Source organism: Rhodovulum sp. FJ3, from assembly GCF_032918305.1.
Lineage (GTDB): Bacteria > Pseudomonadota > Alphaproteobacteria > Rhodobacterales > Rhodobacteraceae > SAT37.
Genome location: NZ_JAWJUU010000003.1, coordinates 1 through 16332 on the forward strand (window position 1 = coordinate 1; position 16332 = coordinate 16332).

A 16332-nucleotide genomic window follows, 5' to 3' on the forward strand; every position below is an offset into this window, starting at 1 on the left:
CCGCCGTGCGCCTCAGCGCCGCCGGTGAAGGGGTATCTACGGCCACAAACAAACACCCGCAACCCCTTTTTGCACATTTCGACAAAAAAAATGCCGGTCCAGCGCGGAATGCCTGTTTTTTAAGGGCATTCGACCTGAACTTTTGGGGGTATGCCCCCTGCCTCTCTGCGCAGGTTCTCGGTCATGGCCCTGCGCAGCGGTATAGCGTTACCGTCAGGTGATCACATCGGGCGATTCACGCCCTGTTCGCACCGTGATTCCGGCCAATTCACCGGCGGCCTGAATGACTTTTTGCAGCTGAACCTGCGGATCGACGTCAAACTTCCCCGAGTCGGTCTCATATGATTCCAGATAGACCCGCAGAGTCGCCCCATCCGTGCCGGTTCCAGACAGACGGAACACCACACGAGCCCCGCCCTCAAAGAACACGCGGATCCCCTGCCCCGCCGAATGGGACCCGTCGACCGGATCGTCATAGGCAAATTCATCCGCCGCCGTGACGGTCAGACCCGCCGCCGTGGTGCCCGCCAGATCGGACAGGCGGCCACGCAGATCATCCATCAATTCATTGGCGGCATCACTATCGACACCCTCATAGTCATGGCGACTATAGTAGTTGCGCCCATAGCGGCCCCAGTGGTCCGCCATGATCTCGGCCACCGACACCTTGCGCACGGCCAGAATGTTCAGCCACAACAGAACCGCCCAGAGCCCATCCTTTTCCCGAACATGGTTCGAACCGGTGCCCGCGCTTTCCTCACCACAAAGGGTGGCGCGCCCATCGTCGAGCAGGTTGCCAAAGAACTTCCACCCTGTGGGTGTCTCATAACAGGTGACGCCCAGCGCCTCGGCCACACGGTCCGCCGCGCCCGATGTCGGCATGGACCGCGCGATACCGGCCAGACCGTCCTTATAGGCGGGGGCAAGATGCGCATTCGCGGCCAGCACGGCCAGACTGTCGGACGGGGTGACATAGCAGCCCTTGCCCACGATCATATTGCGATCCCCGTCCCCATCGGACGCGGCCCCGAAATCGGGACCATCGGGCGACATCATAATGTCCATCAGGTCCTTGGCCCAGATCGGGTTCGGATCGGGATGGCCGCCACCGAAATCGGGGCTGGGCACGGCATTCACCACACTGTCCTCTGGCGCGCCCAGCGTATCGACAAGGATATGGCGCGCATAGGGGCCGGTCACCGCGTGCATCGCATCGAACCGCAAGGTAAAGCCTCCCGCGAACAGGTCGCGGATCGCATCGAAATCAAACAGCTCGGCCATGAGGTCGGCGTAATCCGAAACGGGATCGACAACCTCGACCACCATATCGCCCAGCGTCGTTTCCCCGATCACCGACAGATCGACATCCTGTGCCTCTAGGATCTGGTATTCGGAGATGGTTTTGGTCGCCTCGAACATCCGCGCGGTCACGGATTCCGGTGCGGGGCCACCATTGGCCACGTTATACTTAACCCCAAAATCGGCCTTGGGGCCGCCAGGATTGTGGCTGGCCGACATGATAATGCCCCCATCCGCACCCCGCAGGCGGATCATATGCGACGCGGCGGGCGTCGACAGGATCGCGCCCTGCCCCACGATCACCTTGGCCGCACCGGATGCGGCGGCCATGCGCAAAATCACCTGCGCCGCGCGATCCCCGAAATAGCGCCCATCGCCCCCCAGAACCAAGGTCTTGCCCTCCACACCATCAATGGCGGTCCAGATGGATTGAACAAAGTTCTCTAGATAGTGGGGCTGCATGAAAACGGCTGTCTTCTTGCGCAAACCTGACGTTCCGGGTTTCTGACCTTCAATCGGCGAGGTCGGCACGGTGGTCACGGTCATGGGGGCTCCTTTAATTGCCATGTCCCAACTATGGCCTTTGCGACGGGACAGCCAAGGCAAACACGCACAAAAAATGCCCATTTGCAAAAAATTCACACAAACCCGCCTGTTTTTTGATCAAGCCAGAAACCACGCCTGCGCAAATCAAATCCCGCCCCGTTTTGCGCCGTAGGTGACAGTTTCCGCGCGTTTTCGCGCAACGCTCATGTACAAAAGGCCACATCCCCCACCCTGCCCCTTGTCAGCCTCAGAAACGCTGGGTTAACGTCCGATCAACTACGCGTGAACATGATTTAGTGGAGTACTCTTATGGACGGCTCAGAAGCCAAAAAACCCTCGCACGAAGGCAATATTTCCAGTTTGGTGCGCAAGAACTGCTCACAGCTGTTCTTGGTCTATGCGGGTCTGTGGCGCGATTTCATGCCGTCGGCACCGGATTTCCTGCGCCAATGTGGCCTCGGCGATCGCAACATGACGATCCTGCGCGACCCGTCGAACTCGTTTTTTGAGAACGGCGTCAGTTCGGACATCAACTCGGTCGAGGCGCTGCTGAAATGGCATTATGACTTCCTGACCGAGCAATCCCACATCGACGAAGTCTACAGCATGGGCAACTCGGCAGGTGGCTATGGCGCGATCCTTTATGGCTGCATGTTGGGCATCGACAAGGTCTATGCCTTCTCGCCCTCGGGTCCGCTGCGCCTTGAACACCTCCAAGGCATCATCAACCACGCCGATGGCCGGACCGAGGTCAACGTCTTCTACGACCCCAAACACCGCCGCGACGCGTTTTTCGCCGAGGCTCTGGGCGAATGCAAAGGCGTGATCCTGCACCCCTCGCCCGAACACATCGACGATGGCCACTATGTCTTCATGGGCATGATGGAGCGCGGCGAACTGCCCAACATCTTCCCGCCGTTCAAGGGGTCTGGCGACGCTGCCGCCTGAGACCCACACAGGTAAAACAACAAACGCCGCCCACGGGGCGGCGTTTTCATTTTAACAACGGGCGCCGCGATCAGGCAGTGCGCAGACGCTCGATCACCTCGGCCAGCTTTTCCATCGAGGCAAAGTTCTCGGGCATAAAGTCCATCTCGGAAAACTCGATCCCGTAGGCCTGCTCGACATTGCCGACCATTTCCACCACGGCGAAACTGTCCATCTCCAGACCGCCATCGAAAAACGGCGTCTGCGGCGTCAGGGTCGCGGTATCCACGTTGATCCCCTGATGGTTGCTCAGGATCTCTTTGAGCTTCTCGATAATCTCGTCTTTCATCTGTCTCTCGTCTCTTTGAAATTACAACGCGGCCAGTTCGGCGGCCTGCGCGGCCAGCGCCATCCGGTCGCTTTTCCCGTTGTCCAAGCGCGGCAGGGTCTCGACCACCTTGATCACATCGGGCACGGCGCGCGACGGCAGGGCGTTGATGCAATGGGCTCGGATGTCGTCCTCGCTCAGCGCGGCGGATTTGGCGATCACGCAAAACGCGGTGATCCCCACCCCGCGGCGCGTTTCACCCGCGGTCACGACAACGGCCTCGGCCACGGCGTCGATACCGGCAAGGCATCCCTCAACCTCGGACAGGTGCACAAACAGACCATCGCGTTTGATCGCGTGATCCGCGCGGCCCATCACACGGACATACCCGTCCTCGGAGATATAGCCGACATCGCCGGTCGCGTAACATTGCGGGGCCACGTCGGTGGGCGCGCCGGTCTCATCCGCATAGCCGATGAAATTGCCCGTCGCCTTGAACGCCAAGGGGGTCGGTTCCTCTGCGGTGCCCTTTTCCGGCGCGCAATAGCGCACGCCGTCGATCAAGGGGCCGGTGAATTCATGGCGCGTTTCGGCGTCCATCGACGGGCGCGCGGCGGCAATCGCGCCCAGTTCGGTACAGCCATAGAGGTTCAGAACCGGACCATGCAGCCCCTCGAACTTCGCGGCCTCTTCAGCGGACAGACGATCCCCTGCCACAACGATCTGACGATAGGCGCGCGGCTTACGGCGCATCGCCATCAGGGACCGGCACTGGCTCGGCACCATAAAGGCCATGTTGGGTTCGAAATCCCGCTCGGCCTGAAACACGTCCAGCGGATTGCCCCGCGACACAAGATGGATTGCGGCCCCGCCAAGAATGCTGGGCAACAGACCCGCGCCCAGACCATACATATGGTTGATCGGCACGGGGATCATGACGCGGTCGTCCTCGGCGATCTCCAGACGGTCGATACAGCTCTCCGAGGTCGCCACCAAAAGGTCGGCGTGATGCACACACCACTTGGGTTTACCCGTGCTGCCCGAGGTGCGCAGGTACACACGCGCCTGTTCCACGTCATGGGCCGTGCGCCCCGCGATCTTGGTGATCTCGACCTCGGGCGTATCACTATCTGGGGCGACGGTGACGCGTACGACCGTGTCCGCGAAATCAGGGCACGCGGCGTCAACATCAATCGCACCGGGCAACAGCGCACAGGCCAGACGCATATCGAGCGCCGCAAGCAGCGCGGCCAGCGACCCGATATCATTGTTCAACGGCAAAACTACGCATTTACCGGTCAGACCGGCGGCGGTCAGATGCTCTTTGACCTGATCGGCCAGATCGGCCACCCCGCCATGCGTGCGGGTCTGTGTGACGTCCGAAATTGTACCGCCCGGCGTCCGGTCGCGATAGCGCATCATTTTACAAAGCATGTACTCGTATTCCCATAGTCGTGTCGGGGCATCCCACTCCCGTTGTCACCATACACAATGGTGTGAAGACACCCAGCCCCAAAAGCGGAAAATTTGCCATTCCGCGACAGGTGTGACCACGATTTGCACAGGAAAACGAAAAACGCGGGGACCCGTTGCCAGATCCCCGCGCAGATTATGGTGTTTTCTGCGTGCCTTAGGCCGCTTTGGCCGCCGCAATGGCCTGATACACGGCGGTCTCTAGATCGATATAGCCGGGGAAGGACACGCCATCCGCAAAGGGCAGGATCTGCGTCGCCCAGTACCCGCCGATCCCGTTCTGACGGTCGATCCAGTAATAGCTGTTAGCCAGACCCGCCCAACCGATGGACCCCGCCGGACGCCCCGTCGGGGCCTCTTCGGCGTTGACCATAAAGGTATAGGACCAATCCTTGGCCAGACCCGGAAAGAATTCCGCGTCATTGGACAGGGACGGGATCACACCAGGCAGCATGGTGACCTTTTGCGGCGGAACCAGACCGCCCTTGACCGCCCATTCCACGGTTTCAGGCTTCAGAACACGACCGTTCGGACCGGCCCCATCGTTCAGCCACATGCGGATGAACTTCATATACTCGGGCACCGTGCCATAGAGGCCGTGACCGCCCATATCGACCTCGGGGTTATCGGGCAGCGCAAAGTCATCCAGCGGCGTCAGCGATCCGTCCTCACCGCGCGCGTGGATCGTGGCGGTGCGGGCCTTCATCGCATCGGTACGGGTAAAGGCGATCTCGTCCATGCCCAGCTGATCAAACACGCGTTCGCGCATGACCGCGCCAAGGCGCTTGCCACGGACGCCTTCGACCACCTGACCGACCCAGTCGATGTTGGTGCCGTATTCCCAACGCTCACCCGGATCGAACAGCAGCGGCGTTTCGATCGACGCGCGCGAGGCGGTCACGACCGAGGGCTGCCCGTGCTCTTCGGCCAGACGCTTGTAGACCTCGTTAAAGAAGTCATAGCCAAAGCCCGCCGTATGCAGCAGCAACTGACGCGTGGTGATATCGGATTTGGGTGCACGCAGACGCGGGTTGCCGTCGGCGTCAAAGCCTTCGATCACCTGTAGATTGCCAATGGCGGGGGCGTATTCCTTGGCCGGCGCGTCGAGATCCAACAGACCCTCTTCGACACATTGCAATGCGGTCGTGCCCGCAATCGCCTTGGTGGTCGAGAAAATCGCGAACACCGTGTCTTCGGTCATCGGGTCGCCACCGATGCGACGTTCCCCGGCGGCACCACTATAGATGTCGCCGTCGCGGTCGGTGACCATGGCCACCACACCCGGCACGCGCGACGTGCCCGAGACCAGCCCGTTCAGGACCGCGTCGAGGTTTGCTTTGATATCTTTCATGTGATCCTCCCTTGATCGTATCAAGAGAGACTAGCGATCCCGCCCGCCCCGATCTGTCCGCGATCGGCACGCCCTATCCGCAATCGGTAGGAAAATGTCAGATGCGCGCGGACTTGGCACGGGCCAGCGTGTGCGACGGCAACTCGCCATAGCGTTCGCGATAGCGCCCCGCCAGCGCGCCAAAGTTCACAAAGCCCCAGTCGGCGGCGATCTCGGCCACGGTCAGATCGCCCCGCGCCGCCAACAGATCGGCCCGAAACCCGTCCAGACGACGCGCCGCCAGAAAATCCCGCGGGGACTGGCCACGGAACCGTTGAAACCCACCCGACAGGGTGCGCGCAGACACGCCCACGCGCGCCGCGACCTCGCCAATCGTCGGGGCCTCACGCGCCTCATCGGACAGGATTTCCTCGGCGCGACGCACGTACCCCGGCGCCGCCGCCCGCGCACCCTCGTTCAGGCGCAGACCCGCCGCCCCCGCCCATTGGCGCAGCAACTCAACACAGATCGTTTCGCCCAGATGACGCGCCATGGCCGCATCGGCAGGCACCTGCCCCGCGCGGGTCAGAGACCGCGCCGCATAATCCAGCAGCGACAGCCACGCGGAATTCGGCCCGCCAAATTTCACCCGCTTGGTCCAGAGCGTATCGTCCGGCACAAACCCGAACCAGCGCTCTGCGGTTTCGGCCATCGTCTGGTGCGAAATCGTCAGGTTCAACTGCATATGGTCGCGCGCACCTTCCAGCCAATAGTCGGCCCGCGAACAATCAACGACGAAACTCTCGCCCGCGCCCGTCCCGACCGACCCGCCATCCGTCTGATGGTCCAGCGACCCCGCCAAGGTGTTCAGCACCAATATATTGCCCGCCTCGGGGTCGAACTGATCCAGAAAAATCTCGGTCCCATAAGAAAACCGCGTCATGGTCACGGGGCCCGCATCGGCGGAAATCATCGTCGCATCGGGGCGCGCATGTCGATCCATCGGGCGCACCCGATAGGGCATGTACACCGCGCTGCAAAAGGCCTGAACCTCATCCCAGTCCTGCGACTTGGTAAACGTATGATCACGGTGAACCGGCGTCCCCCCCGCATCCACCAAGAGTGCGTCCTGCCACAAACCTCGCTCCTCCCTGCGATGTCCGACGGCGGCAGGTTAGCACGTTTTGCGCGAAAATCGCCATATTTTGCACGCTGCCAGCGCGCGTGAAGGATCACATGGATTTGACCCGTCGCCCTCTGGCGCAGGATTGGGGAATTTGCACACTGCGCCAGAACCTTGGGCAATTCCGGACGAAAACAGATGGCATTTACGAACCTCACCACGGCGACATTGGCCCTTGGCGTGCTTGCGACACCCGCGCTGGCCTTTGACATCAACGTATCACAATACGACTTGGTGCGTTCCAGCGGCCATGACATGGTCATCGACCTACAGGTTGGTGAGAGCACAACGATCGAAGAAGGCTGGCTGTGCCACAAAGATGGCGGCATGTATCTGGACATGTTGGCGATCTATGAATGGCAATCGGAGGAGCTTATTTCGGTCACCCGCCAAAGCGCGGATACCGTCGCACTCGAATTTACTGTCAAAGGAACGCCGGCGAATAAGACGGATTTTTACACGATCCTGCCGCGCTTTACCTATATCCGCACTTGTGAGGACTACATCCAGTCCTACGCCGTCGCCCCCGATCAACTGGCCAAGGTCACAACGATAAACGACGCACCCGACCTGAAAACCCTGATCGCGCCCGTGGCCAAGGTCTTTGGCCCCGACGCCCAATAGGCGAAACGGCGTCACCCGCAACACGGGGGCGCCAAACACATCTGTCTGTTGGGAAGGTTACACCGCAGTGGTGTAAATGGTGCGGTCGAGATGACACTTTAAATAAATGTATTTCATACATTTAGTCGAACACATGCGTAGTAATTCTATTGCATGAACAGCCCGGAAAATTAGCCATAATTAGACGCTAAAGCCCCGAATCTACGCAAGATGGACGAATTATTTGAAACTTTCAGGACAGGTTCGCTCCCAAGGCTTATAGGGTTGCCGAATCTCCCTATAGTTGCAAAAATCTGCCGTCACTTCAGTAGGGGTTATCATGGGTAAAGAACACCGCTTCGATCTTTTTCGGCTTAGTCTTCGAAAGCGAGAACAGATTGATATATTCGAGGCAATCGACCCCATAAGTAGAGAGGAGTGGATACGTAACCTTTTCACACAGAAAACATCGTTCCGTCACCATGGTACGAACTACGTTTACGTTCCTCTCGATCCTAGGCACACCACACCGTACATCGTTGGAAGAATTGGACGCGAAGTATCGGAAATCGAGAATACTTCCCCCGAAGACGGATACAGGGAATACGTTCATGACGCATGGAAAGCCGCTGTGGTGGTTGTCGACCCTTCAGAGCATCAAGATGGACAGAAACTCGCCATCCAGTTCCATCCCAATGTTGGGAAACCTTCAACTCTGGCTCCGCGACTCCTTCAGGCAATGGAAGCTCAGCAGGATTGGCCCCAATATCTTACCGCCGTTCATCCGATCACCAACACCGAAGCGTTTTGGGAGTTCGTCAAGAGAAATGAAGGTAAAATCACCTACATACGTTTTGAACTTGAAGTCCCGAACATGTTCGGCGGTGACGATCAATATGCAGAAGACATGAAAGCCTATCGGGACAAAGAGAAAGCTCAAAACGTCGCAATCGAAATCAGAAGCCCAGATGGCATTGATGCCGACACAGATCGGGTTCGCTATACAGCGGAAAAGGCAATGGGACAGGGAACCGGGAACGTTCGGGCCAGGGCTGTCGGAAAAAATAATAAGTTTTCCTCGAAAAAACAACAGGAAAGCGCTAGGATTCCAACAGAAGAGGAAGGTGAACGCAGGCCGCTCATTGAGCGGGCCGCAGATCTGGCAAGCAGGATATTAGGACGTGAGCAAGATTGATTCATGGATGTTTTTTTTACTCGCCTGTTCCTTCATGTTCGGGACTGCCTTTATGTATCCGGAGTCCGTCGGCGATGAAAACGCTTTCCTTAAAGGCTTTGTGAACCACGAGTTTCTGAACTTTATGGGGGTGATCGTAACGATCACTCTAGCTTCGACTGCGAACATCCACATTGAGCTTCGCAAAAAGGAACGTGAAGCTGAAGAGGAGTTCCTAGACAACACCCGTAGATCAGTAAAACAATCGGCGTTTTCGCTGATCTGGGCGCTTTTTTTGGCTTTGGTTTTGGTCGTGGTGAAACCGATACTGCCAGAAGCAGAAGTTTGGCAAGCAATAGCAAACACTTGTTCAATCGCAATAATCCTTTGGGGCATCTTGGTGATCCTAGACATTACGAAACTCGCGTTCAGGATGTAGTAAATACCTAACCCCAAAAGGAGCCGAAAGAACGTCAGCCGTACAGTTTTCACTATGGAACATGCGACTGCCCAACTGGAAACACCGACAAGCTCGACGCACTCCTACAACTATGAGCTTCGGGCAATGCCTCGCCAGCTCTTGCAACATCTGCTTGGCAATCCTTCCGGCAGCTAAAGCGACGCTCAAATTCTTTGTTTCGACGACCCAAAGATTTGCACGGTTCTCCGACGTGAGCGACCTCACCGGGTGATTTTAGGTAAAGTCGACGACTTTGGTGGAATCCACATCATCACCGCGCGAGCCAACGCATGACCGTTTGACCTAGTTTCCGAACTTCAGCGTGCCCTCTTTTTCCCTATTGTATTAAGCAGTACGGTCCTCAGCATGGGCTTCCGATCCAGCTTCCAAGTTGTAGATGATATGCGCCCTTTCGCCACCAATACATTTACCGACGGCCTAGAGTTCACTTTATAGAAAACGCTTAACGGTTGTCTTGCGGATAAGGTGAGTCGCCTGTCGTATCCAATAGAGCATATATTTTGGCGTAAAACGGTCTCTCGCCCGAGACTATATGAACCAGGACCAGGGGCCAGGCTGACGATTGAAAGAAAACCGAAAGCAGCAGTCCGCTCGCAAGCCTAGCGACGAGGGCTCACGTACATACCTGGTCACGTGCACCGAAGACCCGGACGCATAGATCGATCGAAATGACGAGGACACGATGCACCGCGCCAAAGCAGTCGGCCGGAGCGAGCGGCTTAAGTCTCTAACTTGTGCGTAGTTTGTGCGTAATTTGTGCGTAGCGAAAAGCTCGCCGTTTCAAAAAGCCACTGAAAGCCTTGAACTTTTGGAACACCAAACCACACACAACAAGGCAAAAAGCCTGCGCAAGTCATTGTTTTTAAACATAAAGAAATTTGGTGCGGTCGAGATGCATTGAATGGCTGTTTCGTTGAGTTTCAACACGCGTCAAAATTCATTAATTTCAGCATATTACAAGCTACCACCTGTGTCACCTTGTTGCATTTAGCTCCACCACATCCCACATCTTGGGGTGGATAGAGAGGTGGATTGAATGACAAGGGCATTGAACAAGCTTTCCGCAGCTTTTGTGCGAACGGCCCCGCAAGGGAAACACTCTGACGGTGGCGGCCTGTGGCTCCACCAGCGGCCTGATGGGGGAGCGCAGTGGTTTCTCAGGGTCACAGTGCATGGCAGACGCCGGGAGATGGGCTTGGGACCACTATCGCAGGTCTCCCTCAAACAAGCCCGCTTAGAAGCCGAGAGATGGCGTGCGGTGGCACGTGAGGGCAAAGACCCTATCAAAGAGCGTGAGAAGGAGCAGCGCCACCGCGAACGCAATATGCACCTGCTGGAAGACGTGGCCCGCGATTGCTTTGAAACGCGCAAAGCGGAACTCAAGGGCGATGGCAAAGCCGGGCGTTGGTTTTCACCTCTGGAGCTTCACGTTCTCCCCAAACTGGGCAAGGTGCCGATTGCAGAGATAGATCAGCACGACATTCGCAACACGCTTGCACCGATTTGGCATTCCAAGGCCGCAACGGCAAAGAAAGCGATTGAACGCCTATCTGTGTGCATCCAGCACGGGGCGGCTCTGGATCTCAATGTAGACATGCAAGCCGTGGCCAAGGCGAAAGCCTTGCTGGGTGCCCAGCGCCACAAGGTCGAGCATACGGCTTTCCTGCCGTGGCAGGAGGTTCCAGCGTTCTACGCCTCTTTACAGCCCGATACAGTGACGCATCTGGCGTTGCGTCTGCTTATCCTGACAATCGGCACACGTTCAGGCCCGTTAAGACAAATCCACATAGATCAGATCGAAGGGGATATTTGGACGGTTCCCGCTGCACAGATGAAAGGGAGGCGCGACTCTGGCCAAGATTTTCGTGTCCCGCTTTCTCGCCAAGCGCTGGATGTGATCGAACGGGCGAAACCCTATGCACGCGATGGGTTCCTGTTTCCCAGTGTGCGAAAGGGCGTGATTTCCGATGCAACCATGGCGCGGCTGATGGAACGGCGCGGGATGGAAGCAAGGCCACATGGGTTTAGGTCCAGTTTCAGAACGTGGTGCTCTGAGGAAGCCAATGCACAGTGGGAGGTTGCCGAAGCCTGTTTGGCGCATAGCACAGGGGGCAAAGTCGAGCGGTCATACAAGCGGACAGATTTTTTAGAGCAGCGGCGCGAACTGATGCAGCGCTGGGCGGATTTCGTGGGGGCGGGTTAATGGCAAAACGAGGCCCGAAAGGGCGCTATATGCCCACATACGGTAGTCAAGGTGGCTGGCTACCTCCGGATGACAAGGAAAGCATCGAGGATATTTTTGATAAGGAGATCACGCCAGAAACGTGGAAAAGGCTTCAAGACGCTAACGGAAATTTGAATAGCCGTCCGGCTATCTTTCTGACGATTAGAGAGTGGAAGAGGCGTAACAGTGATCTGAAAAAGAGAAGCAGAGAAAACCAAGATCCTATCCTGCGCGACGAGATCGACAAGCAAGTCTACGATGTCGCGAGAGCTTACTGTGGTCACCTCGCGGAAACGGACTGGGACGTCATAAATCAAATGCAGAAGCTAATTCTAAGAGACGAAAAAAAGTATAAAGAATTGAAATCCCAAGGATTGCATGAAGAGTTCGATGATTTAGGGAATCCGGTGAATGATTTTTGTTGGTTAGAGGGCATGCATCCGGAAACCGAAGCAATTTTGTCATTTTATTACATATTCGAAGATGCTGGTTTCAGCCCGACAATCTCCGACCTAAACGAACGCGAGAAACCCGACGAAGAAATAATGCCCACCGCATTTGAGAATTTCTGTTTCGTATATGTTTTTTCTAAGTCAGTAAGGGAAGTGTTCGACGAGAAAGTAAAAGATGGCGAACGTGGGAACCTAAGCTTCAAATATTTCCAGAGGATTAGAGCCGCCCTCGAATGGCGCGGGCGAGTGCCACCAAAAAGTTGACAAATATCCTTCTGCCGTTAGCGCCTTTGTTTTGCGATGCTCTGAGTCACAACACGGAACACGGAGCACAACATGGCACAATATCTCACGAGTAGAGACGTTCAGAAACGCTACAAACTCAGCCGGTCTTCATTGTACAGATATAAAGAAGATCCCCAAATCCGCTTTCCAAAACCAATAAAAATCGGCCACCGCATCCTCTGGCGTGAGGCCGACCTAGACGCGTTCGACCAGCGTATCGCAGCAAAATAATCAAAAGGACAATCTAATGGCTAAAGAAACAGGCTTGCCTGAACAATCCCGCTATGTCTTCGAACGGCAGACCGGCGTTCTAGAGACATTACTCCCCTACTGCCTGCAACGACAGAAAGATGGGCGCTGGCTCGTTCTGAACAGGAACTATCAGCCGATTTGTCATCTTAATAACGATCGCACAGAGGTACGAACCCTGTTCTGCCTCAAGGGCCTCGGGCCCAAAACCCGGCAAAAACTGTGCGTTCACGGATCCGGCGGGGTTATAATTCACCTCTACAACGGCGGATGCCATCCAATGGACAGCCGAGACAACCGGGATAAATACCTGAAAAAGCTGGAAATTCTTGCGCGATTCGAGACACGGGAGGAACGATATTGATCCTTCCGGACAGATTTATTTTGTATCGTCGCGAGTTCATCACTGACAAAGCCAAATGGCAAAAGATCCCTTGTGACACGCAAGGCGACAACATTGACCCTCACAAGCCCCAGCACTGGATGACCTACGCCGAAGCGCAGCGACATGCCACTTGGGACGAAAACAAGCCCAGCGCCCCTTATGGCGTCGGGTTCGTCCTAAACGGGGATGGCTGGTGGTTCCATGACCTCGATAATTGCTTGGGTAAGGACGGACAGTGGGAGCCTTGGGCAGAGGCCGCTTTCTTATCCTTCAAGGGTGCGCTGGGCGAAATTTCCACAAGTGGGAATGGACTGCATATTCTTGGGCGCTGTGACCCCAAGCAATTGGCAGACCGAAAACGCAAGTGGGGAAAGAGCCAAGGCCAGGAGCAAGAGTGGTATCACGACAAACGGTTTGTAGCGTTGTCCAAAGCTGGGTTGACTGTCATTGGTGGCGGCGACTACGTGGACAAAGACTGGACAGATCAGCTCTTGAAGATTGTTCCGCAGCGTGACCACATCGGGGAACTCGCCGAAGAGATTGACCCTGCTTACACAGGGCCAGAGGACGACGATCAGCTTATTGCAATGATGCTCCGCAGTAGAAGCGCAAAAAATGCATTCGGGGCCGGTGTAAGCCTCAAAAACCTCTGGGAAGCCGACACAGAAGCGCTTGCGCAAAAATATCCTGCATTTGATGGGAATGGCGGTTTCGATCATAGCAGCGCCGATGCGGCGCTCATGACGCACCTCGCATTTTGGACGGGCAGAGACATGCCCCGCATGGATCGACTATTCAGGCGGTCTGCGCTGATGCGTGACAAATACGAAAAACGCGCAGACTATCGGCGCAACACAATCCAAAATGCAGCGCGGCGTTGCGAAAAAGTCTATGACCGTGCGCCGCGCAACGTGTCGAGTTTGGATCAATGTCACGCGGATATGGGCCACGACGACCTTGCACACCATATCTTCGCCCAGCGCTGGGCGGGCAATATGCTCTACGTGCCGGAACGCAACCGCTGGGCCGGGTGGAATGGAAAGCGATGGCAGCTGGCCAAAGACCCAAATGAGCAGATCACACGTTTGCGGCAAGACCTGCGTGAGGTTCCCGGTGCCGAAGATCCGTCAAAACGAAAACGCCTTGGCGACAACAAAAACATCATGGCTGTGAATGCACTGATGAAAACCAATGAGGGCGCTGCAAGGAGTATTAAAGACTGGGACACCGATCCTTTCCTATTAGGGACGCCAACGAAAATCGTGGATCTACACACCGGCGAAGTTCGGCCCCGCACGTCAAGCGACTACCTTCTGTGTTCCTCAAGGTTTGATCCGGCGGAAAAGGGGTCCATTCCGCTGAACTGGATCAGTTTTCTTAGAACGATCACAGGTGGGGATGACGCGCTTGTGGATTTTCTACAAAGGCTTTGCGGGTACGCTGCAACCGGCTCGACGAAAGAACATAAGCTGTTCTTTGCGTTTGGAACGGGGCGGAACGGTAAGAGCACATTGCTGAACACGCTCGATGCTGTTCTGTCGGACGACTATGCGCGGGTTATCCCACCAAAGTTGCTTCTGGACAAAAAGACGGATCAGCATTCCACGGATCTGGCGCATTTGGCGAACGCAAGATTTGCGAGAGCTTCTGAGTTACCTGTCGGTAAAGTTTGGGACGAAGGGCTGTTAAAGCAAATCACCGGGGGCGACCAGATCACAGCGCGGCTCATGCGGCAGGATAACTTCACGTTCAAACCGCAATGCACGTTGATTGTTGATGCAAATAACGCCCCATCGATACGTGGCATTGACGAAGCATTCAGACGGCGCATGTGCGTGATCCCCTTCAATGTTACTATCACAGAGCAACAGGTCGATCCCGATTTGCCCGACAAGCTGCTAGCAGAAGGCCCAGCCATAACCCGCTGGATCATCGAAGGAGCTGCAAAATGGAACAAAGACGGATTGTGCATTCCGCCTTGTGTTAAGGCAGCGACGGCAGACTACCTAGACCAAGAGGACACCTTTGGGGCTTTCTTGAATGAGCACTTTGAGGATGATCCCAATGGAGTTGTTCTCAACGCAGAACTTCATCAGAAGTTCAAAAACTACATGGAGAGTTTAGGATTACCGCCATGGGGTGCAGCGTCGATCAGTAAAGAAATGAAAAAGCGCGGATACGAATCTTTCAAATCGGGCTCATCAAGAGGGTTTCGCGGCATTTCGGCAAGGAAAAGCTCACAGTTGGCGGTGTTGCCTTAATAATAGGGACACATGGGACGGTGCTTTCCTTATAGAGCACATAGGGATTTTGTTCTTATGTGCTCTATAGTCTTGCCAGTGTCCCACCTGCCCCATGTTCGTAAAATTACTCTATCGCTAGAAGATCCGCGAGGTCGCGCGTTACCCGCATATGATTATGCTTTGGGAGGACCCGAAAGCAAAGTGGCAGCGCGTTCGATCTATAACAGCGTTTCCTGTGAAGCATTTTTGATGACCGGTTTCACCCCCAAGCGGACATGATCTGTGCAGCCGCAGCAACAGAGGCTTTCCGAAGAGAGGGCGGGAAGAAGACATTCGCTGCGGTTGGCCCTAAGGTCCGATTTGCGGACGAAGTGTGCATTCGCTGCGGGTGCTCGAATGGCAGCTCTTGGCTTGTCGCGTCGGCGATCTAATGCTGGCCGAGCGATTTCAGGACATTCAGCAACAATACGAGTCGGTCACTTTGGAGGTCGATCAGTCGGTATCCGAATTGAGGTGGACCCAGTTATCGTCGGCGTCTCCGCAAGTTCGGTGCAAACGATGCGCCCTGAGTCATAAAGAATGGGGTGAAGGTAGACAGGCGCATTGGATGCGCGTGCAAAAGGGCCCGACGAGATCGCCGGGCCCATTCGTATTAGTGGTCTTGTGCCAAGAGGCGCCCGCCGTGCGGGTTATCGATCACCATCTTCCATCCGCCATCGGGCTGCTTGCGCAGGACCGCTACGGACAGTCCCGATTGCTCGACAGTCTGGCCATCCGGGCTTTGGGCCTTCATCGCCCAAGGTGCGATGTGCACCGCGATATCGCCACTCACGATGACCTCATGCCCGGCGGGGTAGGTGAACTCCGGCCCTAACGCCGCCATTCCTGCGAACATCTGTTCAAGCTGAGCCGCATCCGAAACAGGGGCCTCGGGCTCGAACACCACGGTGGCCGCCGCTTCATAACTTTGCATGACGGTCGAAATATCGCCTGCCTGAAAGCCGGCCGTCATGGTTTCGATCGCGGCGAGCACGCCTTGTTGATCCTGCGTCATTTTTTGTCCTTCTGCGATTGAGATACTCGGGAACGTGACGGCAAGCGCTACCAGCCACGCAAATGCGTGTTTCATGTCTTCTCCTTTGGTTGGTTT

General features: G+C 56.2%; 15 protein-coding genes. 9 read left to right on the plus strand and 6 right to left on the minus strand.

Going from position 1 to position 16332, the window contains the following annotated elements; all coding sequences use genetic code 11:
• Positions 1–213 precede the first annotated feature (213 nt).
• Positions 214–1845, minus strand: coding sequence for an alpha-D-glucose phosphate-specific phosphoglucomutase (locus R1W00_RS09025; RefSeq protein ID WP_317262415.1), 1632 nt, complete (start codon positions 1843–1845; stop codon positions 214–216).
• A 309-nt stretch (positions 1846–2154) separates the two neighbouring features.
• On the opposite strand from R1W00_RS09025, the gene R1W00_RS09030 reads away from it, so the two are divergent.
• Positions 2155–2793, plus strand: coding sequence for a hypothetical protein (locus tag R1W00_RS09030; protein WP_317262416.1), 639 nt, complete (start codon positions 2155–2157; stop codon positions 2791–2793).
• Positions 2794–2863: 70 nt separating this feature from the next.
• Here R1W00_RS09030 and R1W00_RS09035 read toward each other — a convergent pair whose 3' ends face one another.
• From R1W00_RS09035 to R1W00_RS09050, 4 genes are all read right to left on the minus strand, one after another.
• Complete coding sequence (locus R1W00_RS09035) at positions 2864–3121, minus strand: acyl carrier protein (RefSeq protein ID WP_317262417.1); 258 nt, start codon at positions 3119–3121, stop codon at positions 2864–2866.
• A 21-nt stretch (positions 3122–3142) separates the two neighbouring features.
• The gene (locus R1W00_RS09040; protein ID WP_317262418.1) at positions 3143–4534 is read right to left on the minus strand and encodes a fatty acid--CoA ligase family protein; all 1392 of its coding nucleotides are present in this window, start codon (positions 4532–4534) and stop codon (positions 3143–3145) included.
• Positions 4535–4730: 196 nt separating this feature from the next.
• A complete protein-coding gene (locus R1W00_RS09045) occupies positions 4731–5924 on the minus strand; it encodes a serine hydrolase domain-containing protein (protein ID WP_317262419.1) in 1194 nt (397 codons plus the stop codon).
• A 97-nt stretch (positions 5925–6021) separates the two neighbouring features.
• Positions 6022–7041: a helix-turn-helix transcriptional regulator gene (locus tag R1W00_RS09050; protein WP_317262420.1), complete on the minus strand. Its 1020-nt coding sequence runs from the start codon at positions 7039–7041 to the stop codon at positions 6022–6024.
• 183 nt (positions 7042–7224) lie between these two features.
• On the opposite strand from R1W00_RS09050, the gene R1W00_RS09055 reads away from it, so the two are divergent.
• The 8 genes from R1W00_RS09055 to R1W00_RS09085 all read left to right on the plus strand — a co-directional run bounded on the left by R1W00_RS09055 (position 7225) and on the right by R1W00_RS09085 (position 15200).
• Positions 7225–7710 carry a hypothetical protein gene (locus R1W00_RS09055; protein ID WP_317262421.1) on the plus strand — a complete coding sequence of 162 codons (486 nt, stop codon included), beginning with the start codon at positions 7225–7227 and terminating at the stop codon, positions 7708–7710.
• 319 nt (positions 7711–8029) lie between these two features.
• Positions 8030–8884 (plus strand): hypothetical protein, encoded by an 855-nt coding sequence (locus tag R1W00_RS09060; protein ID WP_317262422.1) that lies wholly within the window; start codon positions 8030–8032, stop codon positions 8882–8884.
• Positions 8871–9302 (plus strand): hypothetical protein, encoded by a 432-nt coding sequence (locus R1W00_RS09065; protein WP_317262423.1) that lies wholly within the window; start codon positions 8871–8873, stop codon positions 9300–9302. Before R1W00_RS09060 ends, R1W00_RS09065 begins: the two co-directional genes overlap by 14 nt.
• A 1078-nt stretch (positions 9303–10380) precedes the next feature.
• Positions 10381–11547, plus strand: coding sequence for a tyrosine-type recombinase/integrase (locus tag R1W00_RS09070; protein WP_317262424.1), 1167 nt, complete (start codon positions 10381–10383; stop codon positions 11545–11547).
• Positions 11547–12284: a hypothetical protein gene (locus tag R1W00_RS09075; protein WP_317262425.1), complete on the plus strand. Its 738-nt coding sequence runs from the start codon at positions 11547–11549 to the stop codon at positions 12282–12284. Before R1W00_RS09070 ends, R1W00_RS09075 begins: the two co-directional genes overlap by 1 nt.
• Positions 12285–12356: 72 nt before the next feature.
• On the plus strand, positions 12357–12536 hold the full coding sequence (locus R1W00_RS18210) for a helix-turn-helix transcriptional regulator (protein WP_410901543.1): 180 nt from the start codon (positions 12357–12359) through the stop codon (positions 12534–12536).
• Positions 12537–12552: 16 nt separating this feature from the next.
• Positions 12553–12918: a hypothetical protein gene (locus tag R1W00_RS09080; protein ID WP_317262426.1), complete on the plus strand. Its 366-nt coding sequence runs from the start codon at positions 12553–12555 to the stop codon at positions 12916–12918.
• Positions 12915–15200, plus strand: coding sequence for a phage/plasmid primase, P4 family (locus R1W00_RS09085; RefSeq protein ID WP_317262427.1), 2286 nt, complete (start codon positions 12915–12917; stop codon positions 15198–15200). Before R1W00_RS09080 ends, R1W00_RS09085 begins: the two co-directional genes overlap by 4 nt.
• A 634-nt stretch (positions 15201–15834) precedes the next feature.
• Here the strand turns inward: R1W00_RS09085 and R1W00_RS09090 are convergent.
• Positions 15835–16311: a YybH family protein gene (locus R1W00_RS09090; RefSeq protein ID WP_317262428.1), complete on the minus strand. Its 477-nt coding sequence runs from the start codon at positions 16309–16311 to the stop codon at positions 15835–15837.
• Positions 16312–16332: the final 21 nt, after the last annotated feature.

What these genes read in the sequence shown, in the direction of transcription:
- R1W00_RS09045 (WP_317262419.1), bottom strand. Translation starts at nt 5,924, where the DNA reads ATGAAAGATATCAAAGCAAACCTCGACGCGGTCCTGAACGGGCTGGTC.
- R1W00_RS18210 (WP_410901543.1), top strand. Translation starts at nt 12,357, where the DNA reads ATGGCACAATATCTCACGAGTAGAGACGTTCAGAAACGCTACAAACTC.
- R1W00_RS09040 (WP_317262418.1), bottom strand. Translation starts at nt 4,534, where the DNA reads ATGCTTTGTAAAATGATGCGCTATCGCGACCGGACGCCGGGCGGTACA.
- R1W00_RS09055 (WP_317262421.1), top strand. Translation starts at nt 7,225, where the DNA reads ATGGCATTTACGAACCTCACCACGGCGACATTGGCCCTTGGCGTGCTT.
- R1W00_RS09090 (WP_317262428.1), bottom strand. Translation starts at nt 16,311, where the DNA reads ATGAAACACGCATTTGCGTGGCTGGTAGCGCTTGCCGTCACGTTCCCG.
- R1W00_RS09080 (WP_317262426.1), top strand. Translation starts at nt 12,553, where the DNA reads ATGGCTAAAGAAACAGGCTTGCCTGAACAATCCCGCTATGTCTTCGAA.
- R1W00_RS09070 (WP_317262424.1), top strand. Translation starts at nt 10,381, where the DNA reads ATGACAAGGGCATTGAACAAGCTTTCCGCAGCTTTTGTGCGAACGGCC.
- R1W00_RS09035 (WP_317262417.1), bottom strand. Translation starts at nt 3,121, where the DNA reads ATGAAAGACGAGATTATCGAGAAGCTCAAAGAGATCCTGAGCAACCAT.
- R1W00_RS09030 (WP_317262416.1), top strand. Translation starts at nt 2,155, where the DNA reads ATGGACGGCTCAGAAGCCAAAAAACCCTCGCACGAAGGCAATATTTCC.
- R1W00_RS09025 (WP_317262415.1), bottom strand. Translation starts at nt 1,845, where the DNA reads ATGACCGTGACCACCGTGCCGACCTCGCCGATTGAAGGTCAGAAACCC.
- R1W00_RS09060 (WP_317262422.1), top strand. Translation starts at nt 8,030, where the DNA reads ATGGGTAAAGAACACCGCTTCGATCTTTTTCGGCTTAGTCTTCGAAAG.
- R1W00_RS09075 (WP_317262425.1), top strand. Translation starts at nt 11,547, where the DNA reads ATGGCAAAACGAGGCCCGAAAGGGCGCTATATGCCCACATACGGTAGT.